Annotated in this window: 1 protein-coding gene; it reads left to right on the top strand. The window is 54.7% G+C overall.

The window, feature by feature from the left end; translation table 11 throughout:
* The first annotated feature begins 63 nt into the window (after positions 1-63).
* Positions 64-19,647, top strand: coding sequence for a collagen binding domain-containing protein (locus tag NFS31_RS16460; protein WP_251497329.1), 19,584 nt, complete (start codon positions 64-66; stop codon positions 19,645-19,647).
* Positions 19,648-20,040: the final 393 nt, after the last annotated feature.

Raw genomic sequence — 20,040 nt, 5'->3', positions numbered from 1 at the left:
TGACACCACACTAAAGTCCTTAGCATGCTCCATACTTTAGAAAGAAAATTAGGAGGGAGAGCTATGCGAAAAAAAAGGAATGATTACCGAAAAGCGAAAAGCCCGGCCAGGCGCGGGCTCAGCTTTCTGCTGGCAGGAGTGATGGCTTTTTCAGCCATAGCCCCTGGGCTGGGCGCATACAGCGCCTATGGCGTGACGCCGGATAAGCCGGCAGCCAGCGACGGGAGCATCCCCAATGGCAGCAGGCCGCAGGACATCATAAATACCGAAGAAGTGTATATCAACGATACGCCGGTTCGGCTGCAAGTGTCCAAGGTGAAGACCGCCAAAGGGGATCACGAGGGCCTGAACCCGAAGACCGTGGAGTCTGCTCTGGCCGACACCATCACCTACAAGGTGTCCGGCCGGATCGAAGGCGCAGAGCATGACCTGATGGACCGGTATGGGAAAGACCGGATCGAGCTTGCCTACAGCGCCGGCGGGATCTATTTGGGTTACGGATGGCTTAAGGGTACGCTTGAATACTTGTCACAGCGGAAAGCGCAGAATGTAGATGAAGATATTGATATCAAGTATAACCAGCAGGGCGTCTTTGAAGGTTACGCATATATCACAAAAACACTGGAGACTGCGGATGACGTGAACCGTTACGTGGCGGGCGCCACCATGACCTTGTATGACGCGGTGGAGATCTTTTATGACCCGTCTGCGGACTACGACATGGATGACAAATGGACTGGGGTTACCGTAGTCCGGGAGCCCGGCTCAAACAATGTCCAGATGGTCTATGTCAACAAGGGACACGCGGGGAACCGGATTGAGTACGTCATACAGAAAGAGGACGGGGAAAAGGTTACGGTTGACGGATCCGGGACTGAGGTGGATGACAACTACAATTACCAGGACGCCATTAATGACGAAGGCAGCGGCGTCTGGATTGCCAGGACTATCCAGAGGGAAGACACCCCAATCCTTTTCTACAGCTTCGATAACCTGCATGTCACAACCAATGACGAGTATGTGACAGGCGGGGCGGAGAACCGGAAAAAAGTGGACGCGGTATTCGGCTCCCAGCGCTATAACAAGGAAGATTCCCTTTATGCGTTTGACAAGGAAGGAAATGTCATCAACGCCGACCAGTACGACAACCGGGACTTTTCCATTTATGCGTTTGAGGACGGGGAGACCAGGCCGGTTTTTGAGTTTACCGGCAGCAACTTCCGCAATATCCATTATTCGCAGAATGACAAGAAATTCCGGTTTTATGACGAGGACCGGAACGAGGATAAGAAGATGCGGATGTACCACCTGGATGAGGACGGGAACCGTGACGCCATGGTGGATCCTGCAACCGGCATCGCCTACGTAACGGAGCACATCAAGCCGCAGGAATCAGAGGGTTCCCACGATAATATTCATCGCCCCAATGACTATTTCCTTTCTGATAAAGACGTTAAGGTCTTTGTATGGCCGGTGAATACGTTTTACGACGGGACAGGGAACGCGGATGACAACTCTAAGGGAAGCCATTACTTCCAGAAGATCATCACGACGAGGCCCGCTTCCATCAACGCCGATACTGCGGAGGAATATGTGTTTGGCACACTGGCGGACGGGAAGTTTGAGAACAGCTTAAACCCTGTCCTTGACCAGTACGGGCATCCGGTCTATCACCGGGTATCCGGGGATAAATATGTCAAGGGCCATGACCGGTATGACTATGATGGCGAAGAGTATTTAGGTTACACTTACGAGGACGGCCTGGACGAATGGAACGAGAACGCCTATGTGATCAATGACCATTACCATCTGTATAATACCGATGAAGACGACCCGTTTAACCAGGAAACCCATTACCAGTACACGGACCGGCAGTCTGTTAAGGTTACCGTCGATGTGGATAACAATTTTGTCGTAAACGGATATAATACTGTGCCGGCGCCGTCAAGGGAAGGCTACGTATTTGCCGGGTGGCTCCTGGAACCTGGCCAGTTGACGGATAAGTGTACCGTTAAGGCGTACTGGAGGAATGGGAACAATTCCATGCCCCCAGAAGAGGAAGCGATGTGGTATTCCTCCCGCGGGGCAGAAGGGCAGACAAAGACCATGACAGTCACCTTTGACGCCAACGGCGGGGCCTTTCGCGCCGGGCAGGGGGATATCCATTCCACGGATTTCCCGCTTTACCGCAGGCTGGGTGATGCCTACATCATCAACAACACCTGGGTGACCGGGGAAAATACCCCCAACGACCCGTTCGATACAACCCTGATTGATACAGTTGGCAATACAGCGGCCGGGAAGAACACGATCTCAAATGACGGCCTCACGGGAAATGACGTTTATTCTTCTTCCACCCGTTCCGGCGGCCAGGCCGACATGCTAAAGCGCCTGCCGCGTTCCCTCTACATCATGGAGGAGCTAAAAGCCCCTGCCGGTTATGTGAAGGGAATGCCGGCGCCGATCACGTTTAATGAGACGGATAACGTGCAGATGGCGGAAATGACGGATCATACTATCAAAGTGGAAATCCTGAAAGCAGACGCCACAGACGATTATAATAAAAAGCTTTGCAGAAACGGCGAGCCTGTGAAGACGGCCGGGGGCGAGTATGTGACTAAGCCCGAGGCAAAGGGCGCTTACAGTTACCGGCATGTCAAAAACGCATCCCTTTCCATGAAAGGCGCGGACAGCGTAACAAAGAAAGCGTTCAGCGACTGGGTATCCATTACCTCCTGCACGGATTTCATAAAGAAAAACAGCGGCGGGACATGGTATATTGAGTTTGACACCACAAAACCGCTTTTCCTGGAAGGGATCCCTGCGGGAAGCTATACCATCAGTGAGGTAAAGACGCCCGCTGGTTTCGTGTCCATGGCGCCACAGACCATCACAGTGGGGGAGTACGAGGGCGTGCAGGTATTCAGCATGGCCGACGACCACATCAAGGTGGAGATTGAAAAATACTGGACGGATGAGGATGGAACCAGGCGCCAGTTAAGCAATTCAGAGCGGGCGGAGCTTGCGCTTTATGACGCGGAAGGTGGCCTGGTGGGTTCCTGGCGCACCGATGACGCAGGCGATTACACCAGCGGCGGCGCCCCGAGGGATACAGCCCCATCGGGGAACCTGTTTACCCGCGCGTGGAACGCCGTTACCAGTATCTTCAGGGCCAGGGCCGCGTCAGACGGCACGGATTATACGGCTTTCACAACCCGTTTCCAGTCTGTCTATAACGATGGGAACACGGACGTGGACAGGATCTCGTGGAACGTAAGGAGGACAGCCAGCCTAAAGGCCGGCTCCACGCAAGGCGCGGAGCTCTGGAAGATCTCTGACGGGACGGAAGTGGCCGTAACAGGCGGTATTGTCCCGGAAGACGCGCCGGAAGGCTTCGCTGCCGCTTACGGGGCGAAGGAGGATGGGGCAGGGAGCTTTGAGTACGCAGCGGCGCTGTTGGCGGTAAAGGACAAAGCGGCCACAACCAGCATGGGCGACCAATACTGGAACGTGGATAACGGAACTGTGATCCACATCTGCGCGTCTGTGGATGACGATTCCAGTTCCGCCGGATACCAGTCCTATATCATGGATTACCAGTTTGAGTATCAGAAGCTGGAAGGAAAATACGCAGGGGCCGTGACATACCTGACTGTTGACGGAACCCGCCGGTTCGACTACCTGCCTGCCGGGAATTACCGGATCCATGAGCTGGAAGCCCCGGAAGGCTTCGCGGTAACCGGCGACAAGGAGATTAAAGTCCAGGAGACCGGGGATATCCAGATCTTCGATATCGAAAATAAGAAAAAAGAAATGAAGATCGCCAAGTACACGGTAAACGGGAACGGGCAGTATTTTGCCGGGTACTACGGCAATGAAGCCCATTACACAAATGACAGGGCAAAAGCGGCTGTTGTGGCCGGGGTAAACTTAAAACTGTACCGGAGCGGGACGCAGATCCAGGATCCGCAGGAAGCCTTTAAGGAAGGAAAGATCCCGGCCGGGGCAGCGCTTGTGGATAGCTGGACAACCGGAGGCGACGGCGTCTATACCCAGTACGAATATGACCGGGAGCTGATCACGAAAGAGATGATCGGCCAGCCAAAACCGCATACCGTGAAGGATGTAAGCGACGGATGGTATTACCTGGTGGAGCCGGAGGGCATGAGCTATATGCTGGATGCGGCCCCTGTGGAGTTTCACATCACACAGGAAACCACAGACGCAGAACTGGCGGCGTTTGCCATGGTCAACCGGCCCGCGCCCCTGGCAGTGCGGATAAATAAAACCGACCAGAAGGGAACGCCCCTGTCCAACGCGGTATTCGAGCTTACCAATAAAGATACCGGGGCAGTGATCGGCGCTCTTGTGACGGATGAAAACGGGGAAGCGGCCATGAATATCGCAGACACCGGAAGGTTCGGCCAGGACGGCGCGATCCTCCCGTACACCTTTGTCCTGCGGGAGACTACGGCCCCGGCCGGATATGCGCTGGACACCAGGCAGCATGAGTTTACCCTGACGGAGCAGAATGACGGGTATACCTGCAGCATGTGGGGCAACAGCGACGACAGTATCCGGGGCGGCGTCCTGTATGTCAAAAACGAACCTTCCCGAATTTCCATCTCCAAACGCGACCTTTACTCCGGGGAAATCGTCCCGGGTACTGTGCTGGAGGTTACCAAAGCGGAATATACAGACGGGAAATGGCATTCTGATGGGAATAAAAAGAGTGAGTGGACATGGACTGTGAGTGATGATGAGGATGAGTTTGGGCTGCGGGGAATCACGCCGGACACCTCCTATGTCCTGCATGAGTCTTCTGTGCCAGGCGGGTATGCCATGCAGGGAGACGTGTTCTTCCACGTCAGCAAGAACGGGCTTGGAATTGACAGGATCTGGACTGACCCGGAAGAGATCGGGTTCATCTCCTTTGATACAGATGAAAACGGCGAGGTGGAAGCCATGCATACCAGCACACGCACCATAGCCGGCACTAAAGCAGTTATCACTGATTTGGACACCGGGACATCCTTTGAGAGGGGCGTGGAAAAGAACGGGAGGATCCTCCTTACCGCCCAGGAAGTGACAGAGGGGCGCCGGTATAACGCCCGCACCTATGTCACCATGTCCGACACAAGCGTTCATGCGGTGGACTCGGTCACATTCCTGGCGGAGCTGGTGGATAATGAGGTTGTGGTGTGGGCGCAGTACGCCTCCGACCCCAGGGTGGCCGTCACAGACGGGGAGGGGAACAGGATTTATGAGATCGCCGCGGACGGCTCGGATACCGTTATCTTAAATCCGCAATCCGGCCACGCGGTTGCCCTGGCGGTCGCGGATAACAGCAGGGCTGGGAAAGATCGTTCCGGGGTGAAGGCAGGCGATGTCATCACCTACCAGGTGGATTACCAGGGCAGGGGAAAGAAGATCTTTATATACCCGGGAACCGGGCTGACCATCAGCCGGACTGCCCCCGGGGCGCTCCCTGTGGGGGATGGCTCCTGGCTTTATGAGACAACGGAGGAATCCGGGAGGCTGATTATTACGGCAAATGTAAACAGCGATGCGCTGACAGCCGTTTCGATGAAGGTAATATCCGGAAACTCCCAGCTTTCCTATTTAAATCCTGTAGTGGCCAGCGGGAAGACAGGGCCTTTTTCCGGGAATGATTCCCTTGTCATCTCCAATGCTGTGACCGGAACCGACCCGGAGAACGGGACAGCGGAATTTATCTATACCGTGACACTGACAGGCGGGGATGGGAACCCGCTCCAGGGCTCCTATGACTACCGGACCAGGCTGTACTCCGGCACGATGGAGGCATACGGACAGCAGAAAGCGTTTACCGTGACACTGACCGGGGACGACTACCTTGTCATCAACAGCCTCCCTGATAACACGGAATACAAAGTCGCCGCAGGTACGAACGTATCTGACGGGTTTAAGACGGATCGTAAGACAGCGGAGGGGACGATCGGGGAAGACGCGACCGTGAATGAGCAGTTCGTAAGCACCCGCAACATCACCGCGGACCGGGCTCTCTTAAAGAAAGGCCAGTCCTACTACTTAAACGAGATCATCCGGCTGTCGGACCGCGACCATGTGACAGCGGGGTACGGGTTTGGCCTGGATGAAAAATGCCGGGTGGTCAATTTCATCCTGCTGAACCGGCCCAGCACCGTGGAAACAAATAAGCTGGCAAAAGAAACCCAGAGCCCTCTGGCCGGAGCTGTGCTTACAATCACAGACGCAGATGGGAATACCATAAATGACGCGGACGGCGCCCCCCTCACCTGGACGACTGCCAGGGACGTGGAGGTGTTCACAGGGCTCCTGGATCCGGGAAAGACGTACTTTCTTAAAGAGCTTTCCGCTCCAGAGGGCTATACGGTGTCTGAGCCGATTCCCTTTACAGTATCAGAAGACGGGGCGGTTGACCGCGTGATCATGCAGGATGCTGTAACGGACGTACAGTTTAACAAGGTTGACGCCAAAACCGGGCAGCCCCTGGCCGGAGCGGTGCTCCAGGTCATTGACCGGGAAGGCGCCGTTGTGGCGGAATGGACTACGGATGAGACTGGCAGTTTCCAGATGAAGGCGAAACTGACCGCCGGGGAAACCTATACCCTTCATGAAAAGGAAACCGTAAACGGCTATTACTACAGCTATGATGTGACCTTCACAGTCAACACAGACGGAAAGCCGCAGACCGTTGAGATGCGCAACCGTCCTATCATCGTTGTGACACCGGAGGAGTTCCCGGAAGAGCCGGTGCAGACGCCCGGCGGGTATCCCTTCATCTGGCTTGTGAAAGGCGACAAGGCCCAGCAGGGCGCGGCGGGCCAGCCGGTAATCCCGGGCGGTTCGTACCAGGTGATCGACAAAGCGGAGGACGGAGCGGAAACTGTCGTGATGGAGATCACCGACCCGGACGGCGACGGGCATTTCACTATGACCGGAAGCTGGAAGGAATGGGATATCGTCCTAGAGGCAGACAAGACATATCACCTGCGGGAGACTAAGGCTCCTGCCGGATATATCCTGCCGGAAGCTGATACGGCGTTTACCGTGAGCCATTACGGCGAGGACGTGGTCGCGCCGGTCTATAATGAAAAGACCAGGGTATCCTTTGGGAAAAAGGATTTCGCGGGGGCGGAGGTTGCCGGAGCGGAATGTGAGCTCCTGGTGATGCATGCAGGCGGTTGGAAGGCTATAGATTCCTGGGTTTCCCAAGAAGGCGGACCCCACGCCATAAAAGGCGTCCTAGAGACAGGGAAAGAGTACCTGTACCGGGAGACCGCGGCGCCGGAAGGCTACGCATACAGCGCCTCAATCCGGTTTACCTTAGGAAAGGACGGAAGCGTCCTTCACGCCAGGTATGTAAACGGGGAAGGGAAGAGCCTGGTATACGGCTCTGACGGACGCGCCACGGATGTTATATTCACTGAGACGCTGGCAGGGGATATCTACCAGCTAAACGGTGAGGAGCTGACACTTATAGGCGGGAACCTGGTGGATAAAGCAGGGAAGACAGTTGTGGAAGGCGCGGCAGTGGAACTTCCGGTGGAGGGCAACGTGGTTATCATGAAGGATGATCAGGTGACGGCTTCCTTTGAAAAGACCGATTTCGCCGGCAGGGAAGTAGTGGGAGCTGTCTGCACGCTTTCAGAGAAAAAAGCGGACGGGACAACGGAACAGATCGACCGATGGACAAGCGCGGAGGGAGGTCCCCATACCCTGGAAAAGATCCTGAAAACCGGGGCTGCATACCTGTACCATGAAGAGCTGGCAGCAGCGGGATACAGCTATAGTTATGACATCGCATTCACTGTGGACAGGGCCGGGAAGATTATAGATGCCCATTACCTGGATCCGGACGGAAATAAGGTTCTTTATGACCAGGCAGGCTTCCCTACCAGCATCATCGCCCTGGATAACGGAACCTACAGGGACAAAACTACGGCCATTGAGATCAATGAAAACGGGGATGCGGTTGACGCCAACGGGCACGTATACGCCAGGGGAGTCGCCCTGGCTATCCCGGTAACGGATAACGTGGTTATCATGAAGGATGAGCCTGTTAAGAGCATATTCACCAAGTGCGATGATAACGGGAACGCCCTGGAAGGCGGTTCCTACAGCATCTGCGGTGAGGACGGCGCGCCTGTAAAAGCAGTTAAGGACACCAGCATCCCATCCCTGGAGCATGAAGGCATGATCCAGAAAGGGGAAAGCTTAATCTTTATGGCAAAGAAAACAGGAATCCGCATTGACGGGCTGCTGGAGGCAGGAAAGAGCTATACCTTAAAGGAGAACGAAGCGCCAAAAGGCTATTCCCTTAACCAGACAGGCGTTACATTTACGGCCCCTGTATACAACCAGGCGGAACGGGTGGCAGTGTCCATGGCGAACCGGAAGATCCCGGCGCGTTTTGCCAAAGCAGACGAGGACGGGAACCTGATCGCCGGAGCTTCACTGGAGCTGTATGTGGAGAACGAGGATGGTGCATGGAGCCTGATCCGGACATGGAGATCCACCACAGAGGCCATGGAGTTTGACGGCATCCTGGAGAGCGGGAAGAATTACCGCTACCATGAGGCCAAAGTCCCGGAAGGCTACCGGGCGGCGCCGGATATCCTCTTTACCGTAGACGAAGCCGGGGTGATCCGGAACGCCCGCTATGACGGGGATGATACGGAAGTCAAGGTGGTAAACAACCGGATCGAAATGACGGACAAACCCCTGGGCGTATCCTTCGCCAAGACGGATTTCGCCGGGCAGGAGGTGGAAGGCGCGGAATGCGTCCTTTATAAGAAGGAAGCGGACGGCGCAAAGACCCTTGTTGACGCCTGGACTTCCGGCAAGAAAGAACATGTCATCACCGGAAAGCTTTCCTCCAATACCACGTATATCTACCATGAAGAGAAAGCGCCGGAAGGCTTTGGATACAGCGAGGACATTGAATTTAGAGTCGATAAGGATGGCAATGTCACCAACGCTCACTATATTAACGGAAACGGGGAGACTATCCTGTATGATAAGGACGGCTGCCCGACCACTATCACCGTCCAGGAGGACGGTACTTATAAGGACGGAGAAGCCGTCATTACTATCAACACTGACGGAAATGCGGTGGACGCAGACGGGAATACTGTGGCGGAAGGCGTCCAGAAAGACATGCCGGTTGTAGATAATGTAGTGGCCATGAAGGATGCGCCCACTGATGTGAAATTCCTCAAAGTGGATTCCGTCACAGGCGCCCCCCTGGCGGGGGCCATCCTGCAGGTAATCCAGGCAATTGACGGGGAAGAGCGCGTCGTCGCCCAGTGGACTACAGACGGGACGGGAGCCTTTAAACTGGAAAAGACCCTGGCAGCGGGAGAATCCTATATCCTCAGGGAGAAGGAGACCGTGGATGGCTATTACTACAGCAGGGACATCGCGTTCACCGTGAACAGGGATGGCAGACCTCAGACAGTCATGATGGAAAACACTGAGATCACCGTAGTAACGCCGCCGGATAAGCCGGAGGAGCCGGATAAGAAGAAGCCAGTCATCTGGTTACTGAAGCATGAAGCGGGGGATCCGGACAATATCCTGAAGGGCGGAACCTTCCAGGTGCTCAGTGAGGATAAGAAAGAAGTCCTGATAGACAGCTTTACGATGGACGGGACCTGGCAGCAGTGGGATACCGTGCTGAAAGCGGATCACAGCTACTGGCTCCATGAGGTAACGCCTCCAGAAGGCTACGAAGTGGCAGAAGACATGAAATTTACGGTTTCCCACTTCGGGGCGGATATCCAGGTGGATATGGATGATGAGCCGACCGATGTGGTATTCAAAAAAGTGGACCAGTTGACGGGCGTAAGCCTTCCCGGAGCAGTCCTGCAGGTCTACAAAGGAAAGAAGAAGGCGCCATACGCACAGTATGATCCGGCTGACAAGGTAGCGGAGTGGACAACGGACGAAACAGGTATATTCCGGCTTACAGGCCGGCTGGAAGCAGGCGAAACCTACACCCTGCGGGAGCAGGAGACGGTTGACGGCTATTATTACAGCTATGACATTGAGTTTGTCGTGAACCGCGGCGGCGGGGAACAGGTCGTGGAGATGCAAAATCGGAAGATTATCGTCCAGACACCGCCGGACGAGCTGCCAAAACCGGCCCCGGAGCCGGAAGGCACGAAGCCGGAGTACGCCATGGAGAAAGAGCGGGTAAGCCCCGCGCCATCGAAAGCCGGAATGGACAAGTACGGATTCTTCCATGGAGATAAAGTTTACTACGACGTAACGGTCGTAAACACCGGGGAGATCACCCTGACTATGGACGTGGATGACGCCTTTGAGGAGCCTGGCGGCTTTACAGAGCCGGAAGTATCGGCGGTCCGTTTCTTTGCCAGCGAAACCGGGCGGCAGATCAGCAGCATGGGCAGCTTAAACCGGATCAGCGGCTCTGTGGCCAACATTACCATCCGGCCCGGTGGATATGCCGTCGTTACTTACTCGGCTGACGTCAGGGATCAGGCAAAGGAATTCCTGTCAGGCGCGGCGGCAGATGACGGGCTTGGCTACCTGAATACGGCGACGACTGCCAATGTAACAGGAACCTATAAGGAATACAGCGGAGAAGATGAGGACGGAGACGGCAAGGGCGACACGGTCACAGAAGTGACAGTGACAAAACAAGACTATCCGGATGAACTTGGGGATAAGGAGGACTCCGCCAACACGCCGGTGCAGGAGCCTGACGAAAACGGTGAGAACCCATCCTATGCCCTGGATAAGACCAGACCGGCAAAAGCCCCGGAAAAGGACAGCGCCGGAAGGTACGGCTTCCTGAGGGGAGATACCGTTGCCTATGAGATCCATATCAAAAATACAGGCGACATGCCTCTTAAAATGTACGTATCCGATGAATTCGCTTATGAGATCAGGACGTACTTTGAAGGCCTTAAGATTGTGAAGATCGACGGGGAAGATATTTCTGAAAGCGGAATGGGTGTTGGGACGGATACCGCAAGAATCCGGCTCGAACCGGGCAGGGAAGCAGTCGTTATCTATGAGGCGACGGTAAGCCAGACAGCCCCGGAACGCCTGGCATTCCTTGAAACCGATGATGGGAACGGATACTTAAACATCGCAAGGACTTATGAAGTAAGGGCCGAGAAGCCGGACGGCACAGAAGGCGGACCGGATGAATACCCTGGCATCCCGGACAAGGAGGACGATGCCCATACGCCGGTCCAGACACCGGAAGAGCCGCCAAAGGAGAACCCGCCAGGGCCAGACGAGGCGGAGTACCCAATCATCTGGCTGCTGAAAAACAGCATCAGCGACCCGTCCCACATCCTGCCGGGCGGCACATTCCAGATCCTGGATGAAAACGGCCAGGCAGTCACGGACGTGCTCGACGCAGGAGATGACAGGTTCGGTATCGGAAATACCTGGAAACAGTGGATCGCTGTGCTGAAAGCAGGAAATACCTATTGGCTCCATGAAGTAACACCGCCAAAAGGCTACCTTCCCGCGGAAGATGTGAAATTTACCGTCGGGCATTACGGCGAAAAAGTGGAGGTGGTTATGACCGACAAGCGGAAGAATGACGGCATCACCTTTGCCAAGCAGGATTTCGCGGGGAACGGGGTAGCCGGGGCCGTATGCGTCCTGTATGAGTACGGCCAGGAAGAAAATATGCTTATTGAGTCATGGGTTTCCAGCGCTGCCGGGCATGTGATTAAGGACAAGCTGGCGCCGGGAAAGGTCTATCTCTACCACGAGGAGAAAGCGCCGGAAGGCTACGGCTACAGTGTGGATGTGGTATTCACGGTAAATGATGAAGGAAACGTGGAAAGCTCCCATTACGTGGACGCGAACGGCAATACAGTCCTGTGTGACGGGAACGGATACCCGACCGGGATCATCGTAAACGGGGACGGAACTTATTCCCTGAACGGCGAAACGGTTATAATCAATGGAGACGGGGATGCTATTGGCACAGACGGGGCGGTTCTGGCAAAACAGGTACAGGCGGAGATCCCGGCGGCTGGCAATACCGTGGTCATCAGGGATGAGCCGGTAAAGGTACAGATCCTGAAAACAGACGAATCCGGAAGAGGCATAGCCGGGGGGCTGTTCAGCATCCTGGATTCCGGAAAGAACCCGGTAAAAGCCATTTCCAACACAGAGATCCCATCCATGGAGCATGACGGGTTTATCCTGAAAGGCGAGAAGCTGGTGTTTACAACAGACGGAAGCGGAGTGGATATCACTGGACAGCTCTCTGCCGGAAAAGAGTATTACCTGCGTGAGGAGGCGGCGCCGGAAGGGTTTAAACTGGCGGATGATGTGATGTTTACAATCCCATACGTGAAGCCCGGTATGACGACACTGGTGCGAATGGAGGATGTAAGAACCCAGATCGCGTTTTCCAAGACAGATCTTGCCGGCAAGGAAGTGGAAGGCGCCGAATGCCTCCTCTATAAGAAGGAAGCGGACGGCACAAAGACCCTGATTGACGCGTGGACTTCCGGTAAGGAAGAACATGTCATCACAGGAAAGCTTTCCTCTGACGTTACTTATATCTACCACGAGGAAAAAGCGCCGGAGGGCTACGGCTACAGCGAGGACATTGAGTTTACTGTCGATAAAGATGGTAATGTCACCAGAGCACACTATATCAATAAAAATGGGGAGACGATCCTGTACGATAAGGATGGCTACCCCACTACCATCACCGTCCAGGAGGATGGCGCCTGTAAGGACGGAGAGACCATCATTACCATTAACGCAGACGGAAACGCCGTGGACGCAGACGGAACCATTGTGGCAAAAGGCGTTCAGAAAGACATTCCGGTTGTAGATAACACTGTGGTCATGAAGGACGCGCCCACTGACGTGGAACTTATCAAAGTAGATTCCGTTACGGGGAATCCCCTGGCAGGAGCTATTCTGCAGGTGATTCAGGTGATTGACGGAAAAGAACATGTCATTGCCCAGTGGACCACGGACGGGACGGGAACTTTTAAGCTGGAAAAGACGCTGGAAGCGGGAGAATCCTATATCCTGCGGGAGAAGGAGACGGTGGACGGTTATTACTACAGCAGAGATATCGGGTTTACTGTGAACACGGATGGCAGGCCCCAGACGGTCACAATGGAGAATACCGGGATCACTGTGGTGACGCCGCCGGATAAGCCGGAGGAACCGGATAAAGAGAAGCCGGTCATCTGGTTACTGAAGCATGAAGTGGGAGACCCGAATAATATCCTGAAAGGCGGAACCTTCCAGGTACTAAACGAGGATAAGAAAGAGGTTCTGATCGACAGCTTTACGATGGATGGGGTCTGGCAGCAGTGGGATACGGTGCTGAAAGCGGATCACAGCTACTGGCTCCATGAGGTAACGCCGCCAGAAGGCTACGCTACGGCAGAAGACGTAAAATTCACTGTTTCCCATTACGGGGAGGACATCCAGGTGGATATGGAAGATGAACCGACTGATGTTATCATCAAAAAGACGGATTCTGTCACCAGGGAACCCCTGGCAGGAGCAACCCTCCAGATCCTTGACAAAGATAAAAAGGTCATTAAGGAATGGATCACAGACGGAACAGGAACCTTTAAGGTCAGCAAAGAGCTGGTAAAAGGCGAGACCTACACCCTCCGCGAGAGCGGGACGCCTGAAGGGTATTATTACAGCTACGATGTCCAGTTCACGGTAACAGGGGAAGGGGAGCAGGTGGTAGAAATGCGAAACCGCGAGATTATCGTTGTGACTCCGCCGGATGAATACCCGGATCCCAAACCGGATCCCCAGGGCACACACCCGGATTATGAGCTGGAAAAGGAGCGCGTATCCTTGTCGCCTGAAAAGAGCGGAAGCGGGGAGTACGGATTCTTCCGGGGCGACCGGGTGCTGTATGACGTGACCGTGACTAACACAGGCGAGACAGACCTGTCCATGACCGTGACGGACAGCTTTGAGGAGGCAGGCTATTTCAGCGTTCCCGAGGCGACAGCCGTAAGGTTCTACCACAAAGACGGCCGGGAAGGCATCTCCATGGGCGAGCTTGTCAGCATGGAAGGCAATGAAGTGAAGCTGAAGCTGGCAGTCGGCGGATACGCGGTCATCCGTTATGAAGCGGACGTGCTGGAGGCGGCGAAAGAACTTCTGTCCGGCCATAGCGTTGATGACGGCCTTGGCTATCTGAACACGGCCCGGACGGCGGATGTAACCGGAACTTATATAGAGTACAGCGGCGAGGACAAGGACGGGGACGGCAAAGGAGATACCGTCACCGAAAAGACCGTCACAACGGACGACTACCCGGAGGAGTTAGGGGATAAGGAAGACACCGCCAACACGCCGGTGCAGGAGCCTGATGAAGACGGGGAAAACCCATCCTACACCATGGACAAGGCCAGGGTGGATGGGGCGCCTGAAAAGGGCAGTGAAGGAAAGTACGGCTTTTGCCGCGGGGATAGCGTGGACTATGATGTGCATATCGCCAACACCGGCGACATGCCGCTGACCATGTATGTGACAGATGAGTTTGACTACCGGATCCGGAAATACTTCACAGGCCTTAGGATCACAAAAATTGACGGCAATGCCATAGAGGAAGCCGGCGCTGGGATTGGAACCACAGTGGCGAAAATCCGTATGGAACCGGGAGAGGAAGCGATCGTTACCTTTACCGCGACGGTAGCGGAAACAGCGCCGGAGAAGCTGGCGTTCCATGCCGAAGATGACGGAGGCGGCTACTTAAACGTGGCGAAGACCTATAATGTAAGGGCGCAGAAGCCAGACGGCGGCGAGGGCGGCCCGGATGAGTACCCGGGCATCCCGGATAAAGAGGACGAGGCCAACACCCCTGTACAGACGGAAGAAGAAAAGCCCGGTTACCCCTATATCTGGATCCTGAAGAACGAAGTGAACGACCTTAACCATATCCTTTCGGGAGGCACTTTCCAGATCCTGAGCGAGGATAAGAATACGGTTGTTATGGAAAACTTTACCATGGACGCTGCCTGGCAGCAGTGGAACGTCGTCCTGGAAGCTGACAAGACCTACTGGCTGCGCGAGATAACGCCGCCGGAAGGCTACTTAAAGGGGGAGGACGTGAAATTCACCGTGTCCCACTATGGGGATGACATCCATGTCTCCATGACAGACCAGCCGGCGAAAGACGAAGTGACGTTCGCGAAGGAAGATCTGTCCGGAAACAGCGTCCCGGGAGCCTCACTTGAAGTGAGAAAGAAGGGGACTGACGAGGCGTACACATGGGTATCCAATGGATCCCCATATACACTCAAAGGAAAGCTGAAACCAGAAGGGACTTATATCTACCATGAGATATCCGCGCCGGAAGGCTACGCTGCCAGCGCTGATATGGAGTTCACCCTGGACGGAAGCGGCGTGGTGACAGACGCCCATTTTGTGGACGCAGAAGGGAACCCGGTTCTCTATGATAAATACGGCTTTACCACCGGGATCCGGGTAAAAGCGGACAAAAGCTATGAGTTAAACGGCGAAACAGTCCGGATTGATCGGAACGGGAACGCCGTGGACAAGGATAAGAAGGTTATCGCAGAAGGCGTGAAGCTGGAGATTGACGTCATTGGCAACACGGTCATCATGAAAGACGCGCCGACTGACGTGACCATCAGAAAGACAGATTCCGTTACCGGCGAGTCCCTGGCAGGGGCAACACTGCAGGTACTCGACAGAGAGGAAAACATTATTGCCGAGTGGATCACGGACGGAACCGGAACCTTTAAACTGGAAAAGAAGCTTATAGCGGGCGAAACCTATATACTCCGGGAAAAGGAAACCGTGGACGGGTACTATTACAGCCGCGACATCACCTTTACCGTAAATAGGGACGGACGCCCTCAGACAGTTGAGATGCAAAACCGCGAGGTTACCGTGGCAACTCCGCCGGATAAGCCGGAGGAACCGGACGCAGAGAAACCAGTCATCTGGCTGTTAAAGCATACCATCGGCGACCCGGAGCATATCCTTAAGGGCGGAACCTTCCAGGTGCTCAGCGAGGATAAAACAGAGGTTCTAATCGACAACTTTACGATGGACGGAACCTGGCAGCAGTGGGATACCATGTTACAGGCAGACCACAGCTACTGGCTCCATGAGGTAACGCCGCCTGAAGGCTACGCGACGGCGGAAGACGTGAAATTCACTGTTTCCCATTATGGGGAAGATATCCAGGTGGACATGGCGGATGAGCCGACCAATGTGGTTATTAAAAAGACCGATTCCACCACCGGGCAGCCCCTGGCAGGGGCAGTGCTCCAGGTGCTTGACAAGGATAGGAACGTAGTGGCTGAATGGACTACGGACGGGACCGGGATCTTCAGGCTGGAGAAAAAGCTGACCGCGGGCGAGACCTATATCCTTCATGAGAAGGAAACCGTGGAAGGCTATTACTACAGTTACGATGTTCCTTTTACCGTCAGTGAAGACGGAAAGAGCCAGATCATTGAAATGCGGAACCGGGAGATCAAGGTGGCGACGCCGCCGGATGAGATACCGGAGCCGAAGCCCGAGCCCCAGGGAACGCACCCTGATTACGAACTGGAAAAGGAGCGTGTGTCCTCAGCGCCCCAAAAGAGCGGGAGAGGGGAGTACGGATTCTTCCATGGCGATCGGGTACTGTATGACGTGACTGTGACCAACACGGGCGAGACAGACCTGTTCATGACGGTGACAGACAGCTTTGAGGAGGCGGGTTATTTCAGCACACCTAAAGCAACGGCTGTAAGGTTCTACCACCAGGACGGCCGGGAGGGAACTACCATGGGTGAGCTTGTCAGCATGGAAGTAAATGAGGTGAAGCTGAAACTGGCAGTCGGCGGATACGCGGTCATCCGTTATGAAGCAGACGTGCTGGAGGCGGCAAAAGAACTCCTGTCTGGCCATCGCGTTGATGATGGCCTTGGCTACCTGAACACGGCCCGGGCAACAGACGTAACCGGAACCTACACAGAGTACAGCGGCGAGGACAGGGACGGGGACGGCAAGGGCGATACAGTCACTGAAAAGACCGTCACAAAGGATGACTACCCGGATGAGTTAGGCGATAAGGAAGATACAGCCAACACGCCGGTGCAGGAGCCTGACGAAAACGGGAATAACCCATCCTACGCCATGGACAAAACCAGGACAGCCAGAGCGCCTGAAAAGGAAGGGAGCGGCCGTTACGGGTTCAGCAGGGGAGACACTGTGACATACGTGGTACGGATCTCCAACACAGGCGGCATGCCTCTAACCATGTACGTGACAGACGAGTTCGACTACCGGATCCGGAAGTATTTTGAGGATCTTACGATCACAGAGATTGATGGCGAGGCTATAGAGGAAGCCGGCGTCGGAGTCGGAACCACAGTGGCGAAGATCCGCATTTTACCAGGAGAGGAAGCAGCAGTGACCTTTACCGCGAAAGTGGCTCAGACAGCGCCTGAGAAGCTTTCCTTCCACGCGCAGGATGACGGCAGCGGTTACTTAAACGTGGCAAAGACCTATGATGTAAAAGCAGAGAAACCGGACGGCACTGAGGGCGGCCCGGATGAATATCCCGGAATCCCGGACAAAGAAGACGAGGGCAATACCCCCGTGCAGACTGATAACAAGCCGGATTACCCATATATCTGGCTGCTGAAAAATGAAGTAAACAATCCGGATCATATCCTGACCGGAGGTGTTTTTCAGGTGCTCAGCGAGGACAAGGAGCATATCCTGATCGACAGCTTTACCATGAACGGCGAATGGCAGCAGTGGGATGCCGTCCTGGAGGCTGACAAGAGCTACTGGCTCCATGAGGTGAGCGCCCCGGCAGGCTACAAGAAAGCCAGGGACGTGAAGTTCACTGTCTCCCATTATGGGGAGGATGTTCAGGCAGTCATGAGCGATGAAAAGCTCCCGAACACTGTAACATTTACCAAAGAAGATTTTGCCGGCCAGGAGATCCCGGGAGCAGAATGCGAGTTAAGGCGGGTGGAGCCAAACGGCGCCACGACCCTGATCGACTCCTGGATCTCGGGCGGGGAGCCTTACGTGATGGAGGATATGTTATCCGGAAGCACCACGTACCGTTATCACGAGGAGAAAGCGCCCGACGGCTACGGCTACAGCGAGGACATTGAATTTACCGTTGATGAGAACGGAAAGGTGACAGACGCCCATTATGTGGACAAAGACGGGACACCGCTCCTGTACGATAAGGACGGATTCCCAACTGCTATTGCCGTACAGCCTGACGGGACTTATAAGGATGGGGATACCATGGTAACCATCGACCAGAACGGGAATGCGGTTGACAGACAGGGGCATATCCATGCAGAAGGCGTAAAGTACGAGATCGAAGTTGTGGACAACGTGGTCCGCATGAAGGACGCGCCGAGCAGGGCGGTCATCCTGAAACAGTCAACAAACGGAGAAGCACTGGCAGGCGGACAGTTTGTGATCCGCCGCGGGGACGGCTCCATACTGGAGGCTCTGCGTGACACACAGATTCCATCCATGGAGCATGACGGCTCCATCAGGAAAGGAGAAGCGGTACGCTTTGCAGCAAGGGGAGGCGGAGTGGAGATCACGGGCCTCCTAAACGGAAGCGAAAATTATATCCTTCATGAGGAGAAAGCGCCAGAAGGGTACGACCTGGCATCGGATGTAACGTTTACAGCGCCACGAGACGGCAGACTCATTACAGTGACCATGCATGATGCGAAGACACCGGACAAGCCGGAAGAGCCTGAAAAACCGACCGAACCGGAGGCGCCGGAAGAACCGACCAGGCCGGATAAGCCGACCAGGCCCACAAGCCCGGATAAGCCCCACAGGCCTTCTGAAGACGGCGGGAATACCCCATCCAGGCCATATGTGACCGTCTACAAATATGATGGGAACACCATGGAGCCGATCAGCGGGGTAACCTTCCAGGTATACCGGGACGGCGAGGTATTCAAAAAAGTGAAGACAGACAGGAACGGGTATGCGAGGGTCAGCTCCCTAACGGACGGGGACTACCGGATCGTGGAAGCGGAAGCTGCAAAAGGCTACCAGGCCGCGGGACAGGAATTTACATTTACTGTAACAAGCGGTGTCGTAGCCGGAGGCGTGACCACCTTCCACGCGCCGAACTACAGACAGACGACCGTTACCGTGACCAAACGGGACGGGGATACAGGGGCGCTTCTTAAGGGCGCAAGGCTGTGCGTTGCCGATGAGGACGGCGGGGTTGCCTGTGAGGGCGTCACGGACAAAGACGGGAAAATCACCTTCCAGGCTGCCAAACCCGGACATTACGCAGTGATTGAGCTTGAAGCGCCGGAAGGGTACGACGTGGTGGACGGATATATCACCTTCCATGTCTCGGAAAACGGCGCTGTTGAAGGCGCAACGACCATGTACGATTACAAAAGGGAAAGGAGAGGCAGGATCACTGCCAGGTATGAGAACGGGTTCAAACGTGGCGGATGGTATGATTCCGACGGAGGCTGGCATAAGCTGCCGCCAACCGGGGATGACGGGGATAACAGCCGCATGCCGTACCTGTTCGGAATATTCGCGGCAAGTATGAGCGGGATTGTCATTCTAAGTAGAAAGAAGAGAAAGAAAAAGGCATAAGGGTTTATAAAATGAAGCAGAAAGCCGCAGGGGACGCGCAGGATATGACCTGCGCCCCGCGGCTTTCTGTGTAATATTTTCAGCAATGAAGCAACTCTGAATAAACAGGAAAAGAACATTGGGGATTGCAAATGGAACATATAAGATTGCGGATAATATTGATAAGGAACTGTCTCGAAATAACTTCCCATTAGTCCGCAGGATTATTCTTCGGGAGCGCTGCTCAAAAATCAGGCGCATAGCGGGCTATGTATAGTAAACGACAAAATAATTTGTCGTTTACTACGGGGGATGCGCACGATTTTGCAAAGGTAGATACTGCGTTTCACGCAGCGCAAAATCGGCGCAGTGAACGCCAAAAACAAAAATTTTTGTCGTTCACTATAACTGATT

The organism is Otoolea muris, from assembly GCF_943193115.1.
GTDB classification, from domain to species: domain Bacteria; phylum Bacillota; class Clostridia; order Lachnospirales; family Lachnospiraceae; genus Otoolea; species Otoolea muris.
This window is presented reverse-complemented; position numbering and strand designations above follow the sequence as displayed.

What these genes read in the sequence shown, in the direction of transcription:
- NFS31_RS16460 (WP_251497329.1), top strand. Translation starts at nt 64, where the DNA reads ATGCGAAAAAAAAGGAATGATTACCGAAAAGCGAAAAGCCCGGCCAGG.